This window comes from Streptomyces sp. NPDC048416 (assembly GCF_043200435.1).
Lineage (GTDB): Bacteria > Actinomycetota > Actinomycetes > Streptomycetales > Streptomycetaceae > Streptomyces.
In genome coordinates this window covers 51,609-69,925 of record NZ_JBICXU010000025.1, presented here as the reverse complement: position 1 = coordinate 69,925, position 18,317 = coordinate 51,609, and the positions used below count along the sequence as shown (strand labels likewise).

At 66.7% G+C, this 18,317-nt stretch carries 12 protein-coding genes and 3 pseudogenes; 11 read left to right on the top strand and 4 right to left on the bottom strand.

Features of this window, described 5'->3' with window-relative positions; genetic code table 11:
* Position 1: 1 nt before the first annotated feature.
* The 3 genes and pseudogenes from ACGFW5_RS26495 to ACGFW5_RS26485 all read right to left on the bottom strand — a co-directional run.
* On the bottom strand, positions 2 to 2,371 hold the full coding sequence (locus ACGFW5_RS26495; protein WP_393836779.1) for an FHA domain-containing protein: 2,370 nt from the start codon (positions 2,369 to 2,371) through the stop codon (positions 2 to 4).
* A gap of 224 nt (positions 2,372 to 2,595) precedes the next feature.
* Positions 2,596 to 2,886: pseudogene (locus tag ACGFW5_RS26490) on the bottom strand (helix-turn-helix domain-containing protein); the annotation flags it as partial.
* A 31-nt stretch (positions 2,887 to 2,917) separates the two neighbouring features.
* Positions 2,918 to 3,127: pseudogene (locus tag ACGFW5_RS26485) on the bottom strand (DDE-type integrase/transposase/recombinase); the annotation flags it as partial.
* A 702-nt stretch (positions 3,128 to 3,829) separates the two neighbouring features.
* Here ACGFW5_RS26485 and ACGFW5_RS26480 point away from each other — a divergent pair.
* From ACGFW5_RS26480 to ACGFW5_RS26470, 3 genes are all read left to right on the top strand, one after another.
* Complete coding sequence (locus ACGFW5_RS26480; protein ID WP_393836778.1) at positions 3,830 to 4,468, top strand: mandelate racemase/muconate lactonizing enzyme family protein; 639 nt, start codon at positions 3,830 to 3,832, stop codon at positions 4,466 to 4,468.
* Entirely contained in the window at positions 4,465 to 5,424 is a 960-nt protein-coding gene (locus ACGFW5_RS26475; protein WP_393836777.1) for a D-2-hydroxyacid dehydrogenase family protein, read from the top strand. The genes ACGFW5_RS26480 and ACGFW5_RS26475 overlap by 4 nt, the downstream gene beginning before the upstream one ends.
* 118 nt (positions 5,425 to 5,542) lie before the next feature.
* The gene (locus tag ACGFW5_RS26470; protein WP_393836776.1) at positions 5,543 to 6,247 is read left to right on the top strand and encodes an NtaA/DmoA family FMN-dependent monooxygenase; all 705 of its coding nucleotides are present in this window, start codon (positions 5,543 to 5,545) and stop codon (positions 6,245 to 6,247) included.
* A gap of 665 nt (positions 6,248 to 6,912) precedes the next feature.
* Here the strand turns inward: ACGFW5_RS26470 and ACGFW5_RS26465 are convergent.
* Positions 6,913 to 7,077, bottom strand: a pseudogene (locus ACGFW5_RS26465) (pirin family protein); the annotation flags it as partial.
* A 274-nt stretch (positions 7,078 to 7,351) separates the two neighbouring features.
* Here ACGFW5_RS26465 and ACGFW5_RS26460 point away from each other — a divergent pair.
* The 8 genes from ACGFW5_RS26460 (at position 7,352) to ACGFW5_RS26425 (ending at position 17,249) form a co-directional block, all read left to right on the top strand.
* A complete protein-coding gene (locus tag ACGFW5_RS26460) occupies positions 7,352 to 8,122 on the top strand; it encodes an FAD-dependent oxidoreductase (RefSeq protein WP_393836775.1) in 771 nt (256 codons plus the stop codon).
* Positions 8,119 to 8,712, top strand: coding sequence for an FAD-dependent oxidoreductase (locus tag ACGFW5_RS26455; protein ID WP_393836774.1), 594 nt, complete (start codon positions 8,119 to 8,121; stop codon positions 8,710 to 8,712). Before ACGFW5_RS26460 ends, ACGFW5_RS26455 begins: the two co-directional genes overlap by 4 nt.
* The gene (locus ACGFW5_RS26450) at positions 8,594 to 9,004 is read left to right on the top strand and encodes an FAD-dependent oxidoreductase (RefSeq protein WP_393836822.1); all 411 of its coding nucleotides are present in this window, start codon (positions 8,594 to 8,596) and stop codon (positions 9,002 to 9,004) included. Before ACGFW5_RS26455 ends, ACGFW5_RS26450 begins: the two co-directional genes overlap by 119 nt.
* Before the next feature lie 97 nt (positions 9,005 to 9,101).
* Complete coding sequence (locus ACGFW5_RS26445) at positions 9,102 to 10,325, top strand: amidohydrolase family protein (protein WP_393836773.1); 1,224 nt, start codon at positions 9,102 to 9,104, stop codon at positions 10,323 to 10,325.
* Between the two features lie 1,193 nt (positions 10,326 to 11,518).
* Positions 11,519 to 11,902, top strand: coding sequence for a hypothetical protein (locus tag ACGFW5_RS26440; RefSeq protein WP_393836772.1), 384 nt, complete (start codon positions 11,519 to 11,521; stop codon positions 11,900 to 11,902).
* A complete protein-coding gene (locus tag ACGFW5_RS26435; protein ID WP_393836771.1) occupies positions 11,899 to 16,191 on the top strand; it encodes a DUF6531 domain-containing protein in 4,293 nt (1,430 codons plus the stop codon). Before ACGFW5_RS26440 ends, ACGFW5_RS26435 begins: the two co-directional genes overlap by 4 nt.
* On the top strand, positions 16,191 to 16,688 hold the full coding sequence (locus tag ACGFW5_RS26430) for a hypothetical protein (RefSeq protein WP_393836770.1): 498 nt from the start codon (positions 16,191 to 16,193) through the stop codon (positions 16,686 to 16,688). The genes ACGFW5_RS26435 and ACGFW5_RS26430 overlap by 1 nt, the downstream gene beginning before the upstream one ends.
* 243 nt (positions 16,689 to 16,931) lie before the next feature.
* On the top strand, positions 16,932 to 17,249 hold the full coding sequence (locus tag ACGFW5_RS26425) for a contact-dependent growth inhibition system immunity protein (protein WP_393836769.1): 318 nt from the start codon (positions 16,932 to 16,934) through the stop codon (positions 17,247 to 17,249).
* Positions 17,250 to 18,317: the final 1,068 nt, after the last annotated feature.

Below are 18,317 nucleotides of genomic sequence, written 5' to 3'. Positions count from 1 at the left end.
CCTACTTCCGCATGACGGCGGGTTCGTGGCGGCGCAGCAGCCGGGCGACCGCGATTCCGAGGACGACCGAGAGGGCGATCAGCATGCCCATGTTGAGCAGCCAGACACCCGCGGAGTGCCCGAACAGCGGGTCGCTGGTCAGATCCCCCGGGACGATCCTGCCGAGTCCGATGGTGCCTGCCATCGCGCCCAGCGCCCAGCGCGACGGCACGAGCCAGGCGAGCTGTTCGACGCCGGGTACCCCGTTCAGTTTGAGGAGTGCGCCGCAGAACACCACTTGGACGATGGCGAGGAGCACGAGCAGGGGCATCGTCACCTCCTCCTTGCGCACAAGCGCCGATACGAAGAGCCCCAGCATCATGGCGGTGAACGCCAGGAGCGCCACCGCGAGGGTGACCTCCACCAGCGGTGGCAGGAGTACGCCTTTGCCGCCGGGCGCGTTGAGGTCGACACCGAGCAGGGCGACCAGGGTCAGGACGACGGCCTGTAGCACGGTGATCGTTCCCAGTACGACGACCTTGGACATCAGGTACGCCGATCTGGAGAGCCCCACGGCCCGTTCTCGCCGGTAGATGACGCGCTCCTTGACCAGCTCTCGGACGGCGTTGGCGGCGCCGGTCAGGACTCCGCCGACGCAGAGGATGAGCAGCGCGTTCATCGCCGTGTCCTGCGTCAGTCTGCTCCCGGCGAGGGCGCGCGCCATGGCGCCCATCACGAACGGCAGCGCGATCATGATCGCGAGGAACGTCCGGTCAGCGCCGAGTGCGGCCGCGTATCGCCGTACCAGGATGCGGAGTTGGGACCCCCAGCTCTGCGGCTTCGGCGGCGGTACGAAGGATGTGGGTGCGGCCGTGCCGGTCCGCGCGAGGGGTCCGGGGAACGGCTGCGCGGAGGAGTTGGCGATGTACTGCTGATGGAACGGCGATTCCCGGTAGTCCCGGGCCCAGTCCCGGTCGCGGTCCCCTTCGAAGGCTTCGAACGCCTCCGGCCACTGGGTGAAGCCGAAGAACGGGAGCGCGTCGCGCGGCGGTCCGTAATAGGCGATCCTGCCGCCCGCGGCGAGCACCAGGAGCCGGTCGCACACGTCGAGGCTGAGCACGCTGTGCGTGACGACGATGACCGTGCGGCCGTCGTCGGCGAGGCCGCGCAGCATGTGCATCACCGAGCGGTCCATGCCGGGGTCGAGCCCGGACGTCGGCTCGTCGAGGAACAGCAACGACGGTTTGGTGAGGAGTTCGAGGGCGACGCTCACGCGTTTGCGCTGGCCGCCGGAGAGGCTGTGGATGGGCTGGTCGACGCGTTGTTCCAGGCCGAGTTCGCTGATGACCTCGTCGACTCTGGCCCGGCGTTCCGCCTTCTCCGTGTCCTGGGGGAAGCGGAGGTCGGCGGCGTATCCAAGGGCGCGGCGCACGGTGAGCTGGGCGTGCAGGATGTCGTCCTGCGGTACGAGGCCGATGCGCTGGCGGAGCTCCGCGTAGTCGCGGTAGAGGTCGCGGCCGTCGTAGAGGACGGTGCCGCCGTCCGCGGGGCGCAGCCCGGTGAGGGCGTTGAGCAGCGTGGATTTCCCCGCGCCACTGGGTCCGACCACGGCGAGCAGGCACTTCTCGCCCACGGGGAAGGAGACCTGGTCGAGGAGCGTCTTGCGGCCCCGGTCGACGGTGACCCTCAGGTCCTGGACATCGAGTGACACCTCGCCCGTGTCGACGTACTCCTGAAGCTCGTCACCCACGAGGCAGTACGCGCGGTGGCCGACGCCGACGATGTCTCCCGGCGCCACGGGGGCCCGGGCCACCGGCTGGCCGTTGAGGTAGGTGCCGTTGTGGCTGCCGAGGTCGACGATCTCGTACGTGCCGTCCGCGAGGACCCTCAGTTCGGCGTGCCGACGGGAGACGATCAGGTCGTCGATGACCACGTCGTTGTCATCGGCGCGGCCGATACGGACCGTGCGCGCGGGCAACGGGCGCACGGTCGTCGGCTGCCGGAAGGTGCCCGTGGCCGAGGGCATGCTCACGGAGGAGGGGCGCTCGGCGGCGACCCGCTCAGGAGGCGCACGGCCGACGAGCACCGCTCGCGGGCCGTCCGTGACGTTGCCGAAGCGGATGACGCTGCCCGGCCCGATGTCCCCCTCCTGGATGCGCCGTCCGTCGGCGTACGTGCCGTTGGTGCTGTGCTCGTCCTCGATCGTCCAGTGGTCGAGCTCGGCATGGAGGACGGCGTGATGCCATGAGACGCGGGCGTCGTCGAAGATGATGTCGCTCAGGGGGTCGCGCCCCACGTGATAGTCCCGGCTCGGACTCATCACCGTGGAGCCGGTGTCCGTCTCCAAGACGAGTTCGGGCGCGGTCGCCGCACGTGGCCGCCACTCTGCCATGACCAGAATTCTACCTATTCGCCCGCTTTCGCGCCTGGGGCGGAGATGGCCGAGCGCTCCGAGCCAGGGCGAGTACGAGGTCGACTCCCCACCGGGGCCGGCCCACCCCGGTGTCTGACGCGCAGCCCGCCCGAACCCTCGCCGGAAGCCGACAGTCGGCAGTCGGCAGCATCGGACCCGTGAGTCAGCAACACCATGACCGCCAAACCCTTCGCCCACGGCGTCTTCGGGCGCTGAGCCACCAGGGTCGGCCTTCCACTGCGCAACCGAGGCTCGGTAGTCCAGCTTGCCGCCGCGTGTCGCGGTGTTGCGTCGCAGCTCCCTGGAGATCGCCGACGGAGCGCGGACCAGCCGCCGGGCCATCTCCCGCACTCCCTCGTCTTGCGTCTTCCAGATCGCGCTCTCCTCTTCCAGATCGCGATCTCCTCACGCTCGGCGAAGGACAGGTATCGGCCGGACAGCGGGGCAGGATCAATGGGTGGCATCCCGCCACCGCGCCGGTACCAACGCCCGCCCGCCCACAGCCTGGGACACGCCGACCGCGGCCACTGCCTCTCCGACCGGGCCGGCGCGCGTGTGTTCGACGAGCGACCAGCCCACGACCCGCCGCGAGTGCATGTCGATCACCGTCGCCAGGTACATCCACGAGCCGCCGACCGGCAGGTACGTGATGTCGCCGCACCAGCGCACGTCGGGCGCCGGGGCCGCGAAGTCGCGCCCGACCAGGTCCGGTACCGGCGGCACGCCGCGTCCCGCTTGAACTCCCCCGGGTACCTCGCAGTACCCATGGGGACATCCTCTCCACGGACCCGAAGGCCCTTCTCAGAAGTGTCCACATCTCGGAGTAGAGCCCACGCGCTCCCAGCCCTCACGGCAGCGCTGCATCGGAAAACCCTGCGCATCCGGACAATACGTGGTCCGGACAGCATTCGAGCACCCTGCCATGCCCCGTTGCGGCATGTGAAGCAATTGCGCTTGCAGCCTGGGTGGACTATCCCTTTTGCCGCAATCTGTATTGAGTAGTCGCCTGTCGCGAGCGCGGAGATTTAGTAAAGTATGTCCGAATATCAAGCTGGAATGATGACTCGACAACAGCTTGGAAGGTAAATGTTTCTTTAAGTACTTGACTGCCCACGACTGCCGGGGGATCTTGATCAAGGTCGTCTCCGAAGGGCGGCGTGCAGCGATGAAGCGGGGGCTTCTATCTACATCGTTTGTCAACCGTTCTCGGCAGCGACCGAACAGTGATCAGTGCCTTCGGTCGCAGTGCTGTCTGCTCTGCCGTCCTCGGCAACCGTGATTCCTGAAATCGATGCGCAGTCCATGCTGCATGAATCTTGGCGCATGAAGAAGTTACCAACAGCTCTATTTTCCATTCTCATATGCCTGAGATCACCTCGCGGGTCTGCGCAAAGTCCAACAGTCACGTTCAATGGCGCGACAAGGACGATCAACGTCTTGGGGCATCGGATCTCGGGGGAGACACTGGCGCATTGGCCGGTGCTCAAGCTCCAGCTGACCCCACGGGACGACGGAAGCCGGGCCGGGGTCCTGCGCGAGGTCTACGACGGCCGCATCCGGGTGGACGGCAACGGCTCCTGGAGCCCTGGGCAAGCCGTCGCCGTCGCCCACGAACTCCATCGCCACGGCGTCGAGCTGCTGGAACAGCCCATTCCACCGGGTCCGGCCGACCGGCTTCGGTATGTGCACGAGAACGCGCCCCTGCCGGTAATCGCCGACGAGGATTGCACCGGTCCCGAGGATGTCCTGCGCCTGCGGGGCTGCGCCACCGGCGTCAACATCAAGCTCATCAAGTGCGGCGGCCTGCGCCGCGCCCAGGAAACCGTCACCCTCGCCCGGCAGACCGGCCTGCGCGTCATGCTCGGCTGCAAGACCGAAAACGCGCCAGGCGTCACCGCCATGGCCCAGCTTGCCCCGCTCGCCGACTACCTCGACCTCGACGGCCACGTCGACCTCCTCGACGACCCCTTCCGCGGGATCCGGATCGACCGCGGGAGGCTCACGCTGCCCGTCGGCCCCGGTCTCGGCGTGACCCCGGCCGCACCCGACACCACAGATGGAGAAGATCAGTCATGACCCTGCGTTGCGCCGTGCTTGATGACTTCCAGTCACTAGCGACCACCATCACCGACTGGTCACCGCTGGCCGGGAAGGTCGATGTCGTCACCTTCCCGGATCATTTCGGTAGCGAGGACGAACTGGCTCTGGCCCTGGCGGAGTTTGACATCGTGGTCACCTTGCGGGAGCGGGTGACCTTCCCCGCGTCGTTGTTCGCCCGCCTGCCGCAGCTACGGCTGCTGGTCGCCTCGGGTATGCGCAACTCGGTCATCGATTTCGCCGCGGCGAAGGCGCGGGGGGTGACGGTGTGCGGTACGGCCAGCTCCTCGACTCCGCCCGTGGAGCTGACCTGGGCACTGCTGCTGGGGCTGGCCCGGGGAATCGTGCCCGAGGCCAACGCCTTCCGGGTAGCCGGCCCGTGGCAGTCGACGGTCGGGTCGGATCTGCACGGCCGCCGCCTGGGCCTGCTGGGCCTGGGCAAGATCGGCAGCCGGGTGGCCCAGGTGGGCCTGGCCTTCGGCATGGACGTCACCGCCTGGAGCCAGAACCTCACCAAGGAACGCGCGGACGAGGTCGGCGCCGTGCTGGCTGCGTCGAAGGAAGAGCTACTGGAGAGCAGCGACTTCGTCTCCGTCCACCTCGCCCTCAGCGACCGCACTCGCGGCCTGATCGGCGCCGCCGAACTCGCCCGGATGTGCCCGACCGCGTATCTGGTCAACACCTCACGGGCCGCGATCGTCGACCAGGACGCCCTGCTCACCGCCCTGCACGCCGGAACCATCGCCGGCGCGGGCGTCGACGTCTACGACACCGAGCCGCTGCCCGCGAACCACCCCATGCGTACCGCGCCACGCCTGCTGGCCACCCCGCACCTGGGCTACGTGACCCGCGCCAACTACGAGACGTACTACGGCCAGGCCGTCGAAGACATCCAGGCATTCCTGGCCGGCTCACCCCTCCGCCTCCTCGGCTGACTCCCGGCCCCGTGCCATCGGCGGGCCGCCCCGCCGCAGCGCCCGTACTCGCCAGGCTGTCCGTGCCACCGACCACCCGTTCCCACCGGACCACTCGGTGAGCACGGACCGTCGCACGATGAACCTCGGTGCCTTCCTCCCGGCGCCCGGACACCAGGCCGCCGCTTGGCGGCACCCCAACGCCCGCCCCAACGGGGGCCTGGACTTCTCCTACTACTGCTCCCTGGTACGGACCGCCGAGCGCGGAAAGGTCGACATGCTCTTCCTCTCCGACGGCGCAGGCATCCGCACCCATGACAAGGACACCGACGAACTCAGCCGCCAGGGCCGCACGGTTCACTTCGAGCCGCTGACCCTGCTGTCCGCCCTCGCCGTGCACAGCACGCACATCGAACTCACGGCGACTGCTTCGACGACCTACAACGAGCCCTTCAACATCGCGCGGAAGTTCGCCTCGCTCGACCACCTCAGCGCCGGCCGCGCCGGATGGAACATAGTGACGTCCGTGACGGACGCGGAGGCCCAGAACTTCAACCTCGACCGCCAGCCCCCGCACTCCGCCCGCTACCACCGCGCCCGCGAGTTCATGGATGTCGTCACCGGCCTGTGGGACTCCTGGGAGGACGACGCCTTCCTCTACGACAAGGAGTCCGGCCGCTACTTCGAGCCGCGCAGGCTCCACATCCTCGACCACCGAGGCGAGCATTTCCAGATGCGCGGGCCGCTGAACGTCGCGCGCTCCCCGCAGGGCCACCCGGTCCTCGTCCAGGCGGGTTCCTCCGGTGACGGCATGGACTTCGCCGCCCGCTGGGCCGAGGCCTGAAGGACACCAGGGCGGGCTCGGCGCTGGTCCGGACGCGCCCGGGCACACTGGGCCTCGGCGTCGACGTGGCCGACGGGGCGCTTTTGGCGGGGCGCGCGACGCTCTGCGGTGGGCTCCCCTCGGCCGGCGTCAGGAGTTGCGCGAACTCTCCGCTCAGGCTCGACTCCAGCTCGTCGGCGATGGTCTGCGGCGTGCCCAGCAGGAATCGGTGCCCGCACCCGCCGCGCGACGGCCGGATCACCAGGACTTGTGGGCAGCCAAGGATCTGCACCCTGCTGCGCACTTGCCTGGTGGTTGTTCGATCCCCACAAGTGCTCTGCGCAGGCGTGACGGCATCCGCTCACGCCGCGCGCGGGCGCCCTCGGCCCGGAGCCCGTCGGCGCCCGAGGTCAGCAATGCCGCTTTCGCTCTACCACTGGCGGTACCAACCACGCGCTCCCGATCTGCGTCCCCATCCTTACCTAACCGACATGACGCACCGTCAGAAAGGTCAACATTGGGTCAGCATTGGGACTGCTAAACCCGCCCACACAAGCTCGAACTACCCGCAGCACACGCCCTCGTCCTGGCGCCGAAGGGGAGAGCTCCGGACTGAGAAGAGAGGGCACTTCTCACTTTGCCGCCCACCTCAATCACGCAGGCATCTGTTCCAACATCCCCGCAGTTCAGCGCACCCGTCCCCGCGGTTTCAGCGGCACTGCCGGGAGTTCCGGGGCCGGGATGGGGGCGCCGTCGTAGCCCTTCACCTCGCCGAAGCGATCACCATTCATCCACTCCGAACGGGCCTGCTGGATCTCGTCGTTGGTGCGGCCGACGAAGTTCCACCACAAACCAGACGCACCGCTGATCTTTGCAGGTCAGAGGCGCCTTGGTCCGTCAGCTGTCAGCTGCCAGCTGTCAGCTGTCAGCATCGGACTCGGGAGTCAGCAACACCATGGCCGCCAAACCCCTCGCTCACGGCATGGGCATCTTCTTCAAGGACTGCGTCCACCCGAAGAGCAAGTGACCGAAGTGCCCGCACACGTACAAGATCCAGTTTCGCGACGCAGCAGGCAGGCAACGGGGGGCGTCGAGTCCGGCTTCAGCACCGACACAGCAGCGATCGTGCGTTTGTCGGAGGTGTATAACGCGAAGCGGTCTGTTCCGGGTGGTGTGGGCGAATTGCTGCGGGCCGGCTGCCACCCAGTGGTGTACGAGGCTGACCGCAGTGCGGACGGCCCGGGCGGGCGGCGCCTTGGCGGGCGCATGTACAGCAGGCGCCTCGACGATGCGGACAGCGCCGTCGTTGAGCTCGGCTGCATGCGTTTCCCCGACTCCGCCCGGCTGCTGCGCCAGTATGCGGAACGGTTCGGCCTGCACTGGGAGCCCTTCCGCGAGAACTACGCGGCCGACGTCACGCCCCTGACGGTCCTGGATGTGGACGGCCGACAGTACCGAACGCACCGGATCACCGACCTCCATGCCCTCCACGACGGCTTCCGAACGGCCCACACGCGCTGGGAGGAGGCACTGTCACGGATCGGCCTGCGTCAGATCCAGCGGGACATCGCCGCGCGGAACCTCGGTGCCGTACGACGTCGCTGGCAGGAAGTGGTGGACCGCTATGAACTCTGGTCCTTCTACCGCTTCCTGCGCGACCCCGAGGGCGTCGGCCTCACCCACGAAGAGGCTCGCATCCTCGGCACGGCGGGTGTGGGGCCGGCGGCCTGGGACTGCTTCTTCGACCTCGGCCTGCTCGAGATCCTTCGCCTGGTGCTGTGCAGCGACCCAGCACGCAGTTCTGCGCCCGTGAGGGCATCAGCCGATTCGCAGAGGGATTCTGGACCCACCGCACGACCGATGCCCAGGGCCGCCGCACCAGCCTGGAAGACGTGAACGGCGGCGCTTTGCGACCTGCCGTCGTCGCGCTCGACGTCGAACCGGACGCGTCCCACGGAGTGGTGGTGCACACCGTCGACGGACACCGGGAGCGCTTCGCCGCGGCCATCTTCACCCCACAACTGCACCTCTTGGAGACCGGAGTGGAGGTCCGGTCCACCATCCCCGGCCCGCCTCCACTGGGACCCCGCATGTGTCGAGCGATCCGCAGCCTGCACTACTGGCAGTCCTCCAAGACGGCCCTGGTGGTGGACCAGCCGTTCTGGAAGGGCACCACGCTCGACGGCGTGACGCTCACCGACCGGTTGCCGCGCGCCGTCTACACCCTCGACTACGGCCCCGCCTGCAGGCCGGGCGGCCGAAGCGGTGTGCTGTACCTCAGCTTCACCTGGGCACAGGACGCAACGAAAATCTCCGACGTCGAGCCTGGAAGAGAGGGTGGCCCTGTTCGTACGGGACTTGGCGGACATCCACCCCGAGGTCGCGAACGAGCTCCACAGGCAAGCGCGTTCGGGACAGGCCGTCACGATCTCATGGGAGAACGAACAGAACTTCCGCGGCCTCTGCCGGTTCTCCCGTCCGGGTGATCCCCTTTATCAGCGTGATCTGTTCTCCCACTTCATGAAGGACTTCACCGGCCGTCCCGCCGTGCCGGGCGAGCCCCCCAACGCGCTGTTCCTGGCCGGTGACGACACCTCCTGGTCACCGGGCTGGCTCGACCACGCTCTGGCATCCGGCATCAACGCGGCCTGGGGCGTCCTTCGGCTCCTCGGCGGCGACAGCGAGCCCAGCAACCCCGGCCCTGGCGAACTGTGGAACCACCCGGACTACGCCCCCATGCCCCTGCGGCAGCCCGGGCACACGGAGTACGGGGACTGACCTCCCTTGTGCCACACCCAGCTCCCCCGTGCCGCGCCCCGATCCCCGTCGTAGCTGCCGAGAGGTCACCGTGTCCCCCAATGCCCCCACCCACAACGTGCTACTCCGCCCTGACCGGCTGTGGGACGCCGTCGGTGACTCACCCGTCGACGGCGTGTCCGTCCTGGTCCGAGAAGGACGCATCGCAGCACTCGGACCCCAACTCACCGCAGACCCTGGGGTGGAGGTCATCGACATGCCGGGCTGCACCTTGCTGCCCGGCTTCATCGACTGCCACGTCCACCTTCTCGACGAGAGCGCCGAAACCGCGCCCGTCGCCCACCAGACCCTGACCGCGGTCCCCGCCCTCCACGCTCTCCTCGACAACGGGTTCACCACCGTCCGCGACCTCGGCAGCGTCCACCTCGCACTGAACGTCGCGCTGCGGACGGCCGTCGAGGACGGCCTCGTGCGCGGCCCCCGCATCGTCGCCGCCCCCAATATCCTCTCGCCGCGCGGCGGCCACGGCGACAAACGGCCCGAGTTGTCCCAGCGGTACGGCGCACAGATCGGTGTCGTCGCCGACGGAGTGGAGGAAGTGCGCCGTGCCGTGCGGGAGCAGGCGCGGGCAGGCGCCGACTGGATCAAATCCGCCGGCGGGGGCGGCTTCTCCTCCCCCGCGGACAACCCGGACAGCACCGCGTATTCACAGACCGAGATGGACACCCTGGTCGCCACCGCCGACGACCGGGGGCTGCCATGTGCCACACGCGCCTTCAGTGACCGCGCCGTACTGCGGGCGGTCACCGCCGGTGTCCGCAGCGTGGAGCACGGCTGCTTCGCCACCTCACGGAGCCACACGGCCATGGAAGAGGCCGGCACTTATCTGGTGCCCACCCAATACGTCCAGACCTACTTCCTCGACCGGCTCGACGACGACGCCTTCTGGTCCGACTCCATGTCGTTCACCCGCACCTCCTATCGGACCCACGCGGAACGCCTGTGCGCTGGGCTGCGCCGGCCGGCCCGAACCGCTGTCAAGGTGGCCTTCGGCACGGACGCCGGCATGTTCCCGCACTCCGAGAACTGGCGCGAGTTCCCCACCCTTCTCGACCACGGCTTCACCGCACTGCGCGCCCTGCGGGCCGCCACCTGCGTCGCCGCCGAACTCCTGGGCCGCCCCGACCTCGGGACTGTCACCCCGGGGGCCACGGCCTACCTCGTCGCGGTCCAGGGCGATCCCTTCCAGGACATCAACGCCACCGGCCGCGCCCGCTACGTACTCCAGTCGGGCCGGCTGGTCAAAGGGCCCGGGCCAGGACTGTGCCCAACGCGAGGGTAAGGACGTCACGCGGCGTGCGAGCAGACGCATCGCACGCGTGGCCGGCTCACCCGCGCCGCCGTGATCGACGCCGCTCCCCTGGTGCTGGCCGTTTCCGCCACGCGTTGCTCGCCCGTCGCGACGGCGCCGCTCCCCTCTCCCGCACTCCCCCAACTGACAGCACGGGCGTTCCGAGCTGTACGGACGGCCAGGCCGTGGTGTTTCAATGACCACTCCATCCTGGAGGCGAAATGATGGAACGACACCATCGGCCGTCGGGAGCCGGACGTCTTCAAGACTGTCGTGGCAAAACTGCACTGGGACACACCGCGCCACCCTCTGCACGCGGGTCCCTGGGCTGGACCACCTGGACCGCACAACGCGCCATGGCCTATCCAGCAAGCCACATAGGATGAGAGGACAGCGTGCCCCACTCGATAGCATGACCGGCCAATATCCGGACCAGGGGCGGACCAACTCACCTTCGCAGCCGGCGATTCCACCTGTCGGCGCAGGCCAGAGCCAGGTTCGGCCGTGTACCACCAGCAGACGAAGAACCTACTGCCACTCTGCTCAGGTGACTGAGTGGGACCGCTCTGCGCCACGGAATTCCCGGCGTCCTGCCATACCTGCACAGCCAGAAGGTCGCCTGACCAGCGGGATGATGCGCCTGATGACCCATCAGAGCAAGCGTCAAATGAGCATCACGGCGCCTCGGAAAGCGTCATTTCAGCGTCAAGATATTGCCCGTAACGCTCACTCCGCACATAACGCACACCACCCAAACCCGCAGCTCAGGCGTCCTTTGCGGCCGGTTCAAGGATCGCCACGCACTCCACATGATGGGTCATCGAAAAGGTGTCGGCTTGAACAGCGTCTGGAAAGCTGCAGGTCAGAGCTCTCTTCCGCCTCATCCCCCTTCCCTCGGACGCCCCGAGCGTCAAATGAGCGTCACGGCTCGGTGTCCCTCCTCGGGGCCGAGGGACTGCGGCGTCCAGCACACCTCGTGGGTAGATGCCTTCTCCAACTCGCCTACACCTGCAGGCACTCGTAATCGACGCGCTTGGCTTGCACGCATCTCCCAGCGGATGCGATCGCACCGATACAACGCTTGCAACTGTCCAGATTGCCAACGCATGGCATCGACTTGACCCTCCATTGAGGTAGAGGCTCTAGGGTCGCTGTCGCATGTGCGTGCGACGGGGAGGGTTTGCGTGGGCGAGGGCAGCGGTGGCGGCAAGGTCCCCGAGTTGGTGCTGCAGATCAGGACCGCGGACATCAAGGGCGCCGCGCCGGTGTTCCAGGAGCAGGCCAAGAATCTGAGCAAGGCGCTGACCACCCTGATCTCGACGCTGGACGGGCTGGGCAAGCCCTGGGGTGAGGACAAGCAGGGCAAGGAGTTCGAGGACGTCTACGCGCCGGTGCAGAAGAAGATCGAGAGCGCGACGGGCATCCTTGTCCTGGGTCTCACGAGCATCCATGAGGCGTTGGTCGACCTGTCCGACGGCCATGTCGACAACGACAAACTGATCGAGGGCATGTTCACCAAGGTGAAAGTTCCCCACCAGGACAGCGGCGACAGTGCGGGGGAACGTTGAGCGTCGAGGACACAGCCAAGCACATCCTTCTGAAGATGGGCCTGTGGTGGCCCGACGCCAACTCCGGGACACTGCGCACCGCGGCATCGGCCTGGCGGACATTCGCCGACTCGGTCGACGACGTACGCGGTCCAACGAACACGACGGCGCGCTCGCTCATCCACCACAACAAGGGCGAATCGATCGAGGCGTTCGACACGTTCTGGTCCCGGTACGCCAAAGACAAGGACGCCGGCTGGCTGGGCGATCTGGCCGTCTCGGCCCGGGCAATGGCCAAGTTTCTGGACAAGTTCGCCGACGCCATCGACGACGCGATCCACAAGCTCTGGGAACACATCGCCATCGACGCGGTCGTGATCGCCGCCGGCGTCACCGCCGCCATCCTCACCGCCGGTATTGCCTCCGGAGCGGCCACGGTGGCCGCGGATGCCGTCATCGAACTCGGCGCCACGCTCGGTGTCGCGGTGTCCGCCACCGTGGCCGAGATCGTCGCGGAGACCGTGGTCACGGCAGCCTTCGCCGGCGTCGAGAACGTGACCATCGACGCCGCGGTGGCCCAGCCCTTGAACATGGCGGCGGGTTTCCAGCACGCCTTCAACCTGGACGAGGTCAACCGGGCCGCCGAGGACGGCATGCTCTACGGCGGAGCACTCGGCGCGGGCAGCGGCGTGCTGCGGGCCGGGGCGAGCCCCTCCATGGCGGATCAGCTGATGCGCGTGCCTTCGCTGCGCCCCGACCTGGTGGATCTGGGGCCGGCCGCCCGGAACAGCGACCGCATCCCCTGCGTGGGCGAGCCCATCGATGTGGCCACCGGTGCGATGCTGATGACGGCCACCGACCTCACCCTGCCCGCCACCCTGCCGCTCATCTTCCAGCGCACGCACCTGTCCTCCTACCGGGGCGGCGTCTGTTTCGGACCCACCTGGATATCGACGCTGGACGAATGCGTCCAGATCGATGGCGAGGGCGTGGTGTTCGCCGCTGCCGACGGCATGCGCCTGGTCTACCCCGTCCCCAAACCAGGCGTGCCCACCCTGCCGGTGACCGGCCCGCGCTGGCCTCTCGAATGGGACGGCAAGCCGGACGGCGTCATGACCGTCACCGATCCGGACACCGGCGTCACCCGCACCTTCACCACTCCCTTCCCGTCCGGTTCCTTCGGCACCTTCCATCTCCCGGTAGACGCCTGGTCCGACCGCAACGGCATGCGCATCGACGTGGAACGCACCACCGACGGCATCCCTATGGGCCTGCGCCACTCGGGCGGCTACTACGTCGCCGTCGACACCGAAGGCCCCCGCATCACCGCCCTGCGCCTGCTCGACCAAGCGCCGAACGCCTACACCTCGAACGCCACCCGGGAGGGCGGCACCGTCGTGATGCGCTACGGCTACGACAAGGCGGGCAACCTCAGCGAGGTCATCAACTCCAGCGGCTTGCCGCTCACCTTCGCCTACGACGACGAAGGCCGGATGACCAAGTGGACGGACCGCAACGGAACTTGGTTCACTTACGTCTATGACGAGCGCGGCCGAGTCGCCCGCACCGAGGGCATCGATGGCATCCTCTCCGGCAGCCTCACCTATGACGACGCCGCGTCCACCACCACGTACACCGACTCCCTCGGCCACACCACCAGCCACCGCTACAACAGCGCGGGCCAAGTCGTTGAAGAGACCGACGCACTCGGCAACACCACCCACACCACATGGGACGAACGCGGCGACAAACCGCTCAGCGTCACCAACCCGCTCGGCAACACCACCCGCTACACCTACGACGAGTACGGGCGCCTCACCGAGCGCGTGCTCCCAGACAGCTCTGTGTCGCGCGCTCTTCACAACGATCTGGGCCAGCCAACCGAAACCATCGACCCCGTCGGCGCGATATGGCGGTATTCCTACGACGCACGCGGCAACCTTCTGTCCGCCACCGACCCGCTTGGGGCAGAGACTCGCTGTTCGGTTGACTCGTCGGGTCACTTTGTCGCGATCACCAACGCGTTGGGATACACACGTACCCTTGTGCCCAATGCGGCCGGATTGCCGACTGCGCTCACTGACCAACTCGGCCACACGACACGCGTGCGCCGAGACGCTTTCGGCCGTGTCACCGACGTCACTGACCCGCTTGGTCGGATCACACGCACGCAGTGGACCGTTGAGGGACACCCCGAATGGCGTGAACACCCGGACGGAACGCGGGAGTTCTGGGCCTGGGACAGCGAAGGCAACCTGATCGAAAAAATCGACCGGTCGGGGCACACGACGCGCTTGACCTGGGGGCCGTTCGACCTCCCATCCACCCGTACCGATGCCGAGGGAGCCTCGTACTCCTTCACCCACGACACCGAGCTGCGCCTTACCGAAGTCTCGAATCCACTGGGGAGCTCCTGGACCTACCACTACGACGCCAGCGGACGACTCACGTCGGAGACCGACTTCAACGGCCGCGTTCTCACCTACGCACATGACGCCGCTGGCAACTTGCGTTCCCGTGTCAATGGCGCCGGGGAGGCCGTGCACTACACGCGTGACGCGCTGGGGCGCGTGACCGAGCAACAGCTCGACGTGACCGGGCCTGCGACTGTGTACGACTACGACCCGGTCGGTCAGCTGATCCGCGCCTCCACTCCCGATGTCGACCTCAGCATCGAACGCGACGGCGTTGGGCGCGTCCTCGCCGAAACGGTGAACGGACGCACAATCAGCTACTCCTACGATGCTCTGGGACGGCGTGTCCGACGCGTCACTCCCTCCGGGCTCGTATCAGAGTGGACTTACGATCCGGCGAGCCGTGCGACTCAGTTGTGGTCGGATGCCGGCGCGCTCGCGTTCACGCATGATGCGGCAGGACGAGAGCGCCAGCGCACCATCGGTGAGTCGACGCTCCTCGCCCAGGAATGGGACGAGGCCGACCGCCTGACCGCGCAACACCTCAGTTCCACCCAGAATCGCACCCTCCAGCATCGCACCTACGGATACCGAGCAGACGGTTACCTCTCCGAGATACGCGAATTGACGTCAGGCACCAGCCGCTTCACGCTCGACGCAATCGGCAGGGCCACATCGGTGCGCGCTGTCGGCTGGAGCGAGACGTACGCCTACGACGCCGCAGGTAACCTCACTCACGGCATTTCGCCAGGCCAAGGCATCGTGGGGCAGCGGGAGTTCGAAGGCACGCTCATTCGACGAGCTGACCGCACCCGTTATGAGTACGACGGACAGGGACGTCTGACTGCGAAAATCCGGCAGCTTCTTAACGGCCGGAAACGGAAGTGGACGTACTCGTGGACCGCCCAGGACCAGATGACCTCGGCGGTCACGCCCGAGGGCGAGCAGTGGCAGTACGTGTACGACCCGCTCGGACGGCGTATCGCCAAATACCGCGTGGACAAGGACGGTTCCAATGCGAACCGAACCGAGTTCAGCTGGGACGGCACGCGCCTTGCGGAGCAGACGGGGCCGGACGGGGCCGTCACTACGTGGGAATACGCGGTGGCCACGCATCGGCCTCTGACCCAGACCAGGCATCGTCCGAGGGGTGCAAAAACTTCATACCTTGCCGAACTGGCAGAAGACACAACCACTGAGCGAGTCACCCATTTCCACGCCATCATCACCGGACCGGTGGGTACACCAGCCGAACTCGTCACGGCAGACGGGCAGGTGGAGTGGCAGAAACGCGCGAGCCTGTGGGGTACGCCGTTGCCGTCCCCGGAGGACGGACCGCCGATGGTCGACTGCCCGCTGCGATTTCCGGGTCAGTACGCGGATGCCGAGACAGGGCTGAACTACAACTACTTCCGCTCATATGATCCCGAGACAGCCCGGTACATCAGTCCGGACCCTATGGGGCTTGAACCGGCCGGCAATCACCACGGCTATGTGCACGCACCGCACACGTGGCAGGACCCGCTCGGCCTTTCACCATGCAACTACGGAATTGAAGACCTCTACAATTCGGCTGCCACAGTCAAGAAGGGGCAGCTGTCACCGGCGGGACGGGCACTACAAAAGCATGGTGACCCCAGCAAGGGCAATATCGAAAAACGGGGCCGGGCCCACGTCGATCTCTATGACTTCGGCAAGGTGACCAACGTCGAGCGCACACAGATCGCAAATGAGATGATTGAAGACATCCTCACCGATCCAACGGTCGTTGAGAAGGTCAATACCTCGGCACTCCCTCAGTACGGAGGGATTACCAGGGACTTCAGAGTGCCCGGAGGCTGGGGTGCTCGCTGGAGTTGGCGCGGTGGCCAACTAACGTTCGAAGGGTTTCTGTGATGGCTGGACCGGTCCACGACAGGCTGCGATACAAGCCGGAGCATTTCGAGGCGGATGGGGCATTGCGCGACGTATGCATCTTGAATGCTCAGCCGGAATCCTGGCAGCGCATGATCGAAGGCTTTTCGATGGCCCCTTGGCGAGTCGTCTTCCGATGGACTTTCGCGGAATCACCTGACGAAGGGTCCCTCCTCGACGCCGGGGAAATCTGGAGGCACCTGGAAGAAGATCAAGATGAATCCGCGAGTCTTTCCGTCCAGGTGGGGAAAATCTGGTTCACTTGCTACTTCTTCGACCCGGATGAGATCGAGTTCACCTTCGACCCTGCTGACATCGAGGACGAGAAGTCGTTCACCGCAGTGCGGGACTTCGTCCGTCGTCTAGGCGATACGACCCAACAGGAAGTCATCGTCACAATGGAGGGGACCGATCACGCAGCGATGCCAGCTCTGCTCATGTACGCGCCGACCGAGCGAACTCGAGGCGACCACTCATGAATTATCCGTGACAGGCCCCGCAACCGTAAGGCGTGGAGCGCAATCCCGGCACCAACTGAGCGCCCAACGGCATGATGCAGAGCCGAGAGGGGGGTCCCCAGCCCCATCTCGGACGGCTTGTCGCATGATTCTAGGAAAGGCTGCTGATAAATCTGTCTTTCGACCGAAGCCGCTCCATCGAGGAGCTCGAAGGGCTCCGGTGGCCCAATCCATCCAGCGATGCCACGGCGCTTATACTAGCGGGTGCACGCTCTGCGGAAGAGTCCAATCAGCGACTTGACAGTGGAGCAATTTGCCAGGCTTGTCACACAGGATGTCGGGCTGCCGAGGTTGCTTCCTGTCGGCGTGGAGATCCTTCAGGGCGAGCCTGCAGAAGGGACCGCCGGCGGCTGGTTCGACGATGATTTGTTGACCGCAGTGCTCACGCGCAACGCCACCGCATGGGGCGAAGCACCAGAGCTCGCTGGAGCCATCAAGGATGTACTCGGCATGCTCGACAATGAGCTTTCGCCCTACCTGAGAGACGACGCCGACAGGTTTCGGGCACACCTGCCGCGCTAAGACCGTGTACGTTCACGCGCCGGCCGTCTGCGGACCCGCCAGGTGAGCGAGTTCGCGTCGGTGAGCCGGCGAGTCATGACGTGGGTCATGGCCCAGTAGACGCGGGAGGTGGACGAGGCCGGACGGTGTTCGTAGTCGCGGACCAGTATCAAGATCCCGAACGTCTGCTCCACCCGCCACCGTTTCGGCTGCGGAAAGAACCCCCGCCCTTCAGGATTGCGCCGGACTCGACGTCGACGCCGAGTCCGGTGTCCCGCCCCGCGGGCGACGACCTGATTCTTGTGGCCCTGGTCGACCAGGACCGCAAGAATCGGACAGACAGACGCGTGGCACGAAGCCAAGCGCCTGACCGAATTCGTCACGGCAGTACGCGACCACGCCGCATCCCTGCCACCCGGACAGGAAAGGGCCGAGATCGAGGACTGACTCGCGTTCGCAGGCAACCCACCTTCAGCAGCTCACCAGAGCCGCCTCGGCGCCGAAGCTACCCACACCGCCGCACCCCAGCCGCGCAGATCTTGAGTCGTACCTCGACACCATGCGACCGTCCGCGAACCGAGCTCATCCTCGGCCCCACAGCCAGCACAGCCAGGGATCCTCAGACCGCACCTGACGGATCGTCACCTGCGCGCACGAATGCCTGACGCGCCATCAGTTCATGCGTCAAACGTGCGTCACGCGCGTCGAACATGCGTCAAGATATCGCCCGTAACGCACACTCGCGAAAACAGCAGGTCAGCGGCCCTTTTCAACGGGCTCTAGAATCGCCACGCACTCCACATGGTGCGTCATCGAGAACAGGTCGGGTCGCAGAAAAGAAGGCCCGTTCACGCTCCGGGGTAGGGCTACACCGAAGATGGGGTGCGCTACCTGAGGCGCTAGCAGCTGCCGCCCACGGCCGACCGCGCCATTGCCATGTGGGAGCGCGCAACCAGTCGGACGACTGGCGCACGCCGTTACGGCTCTCAAGTACGACAGAAAGGCCGAGTGGTCCCGCGAAAAAGGTCAGCCCGGTCGAAGCGGCCATCCTGAGTCGTGCCTTATGGGCCCTTCCCCTACCTGGATGCT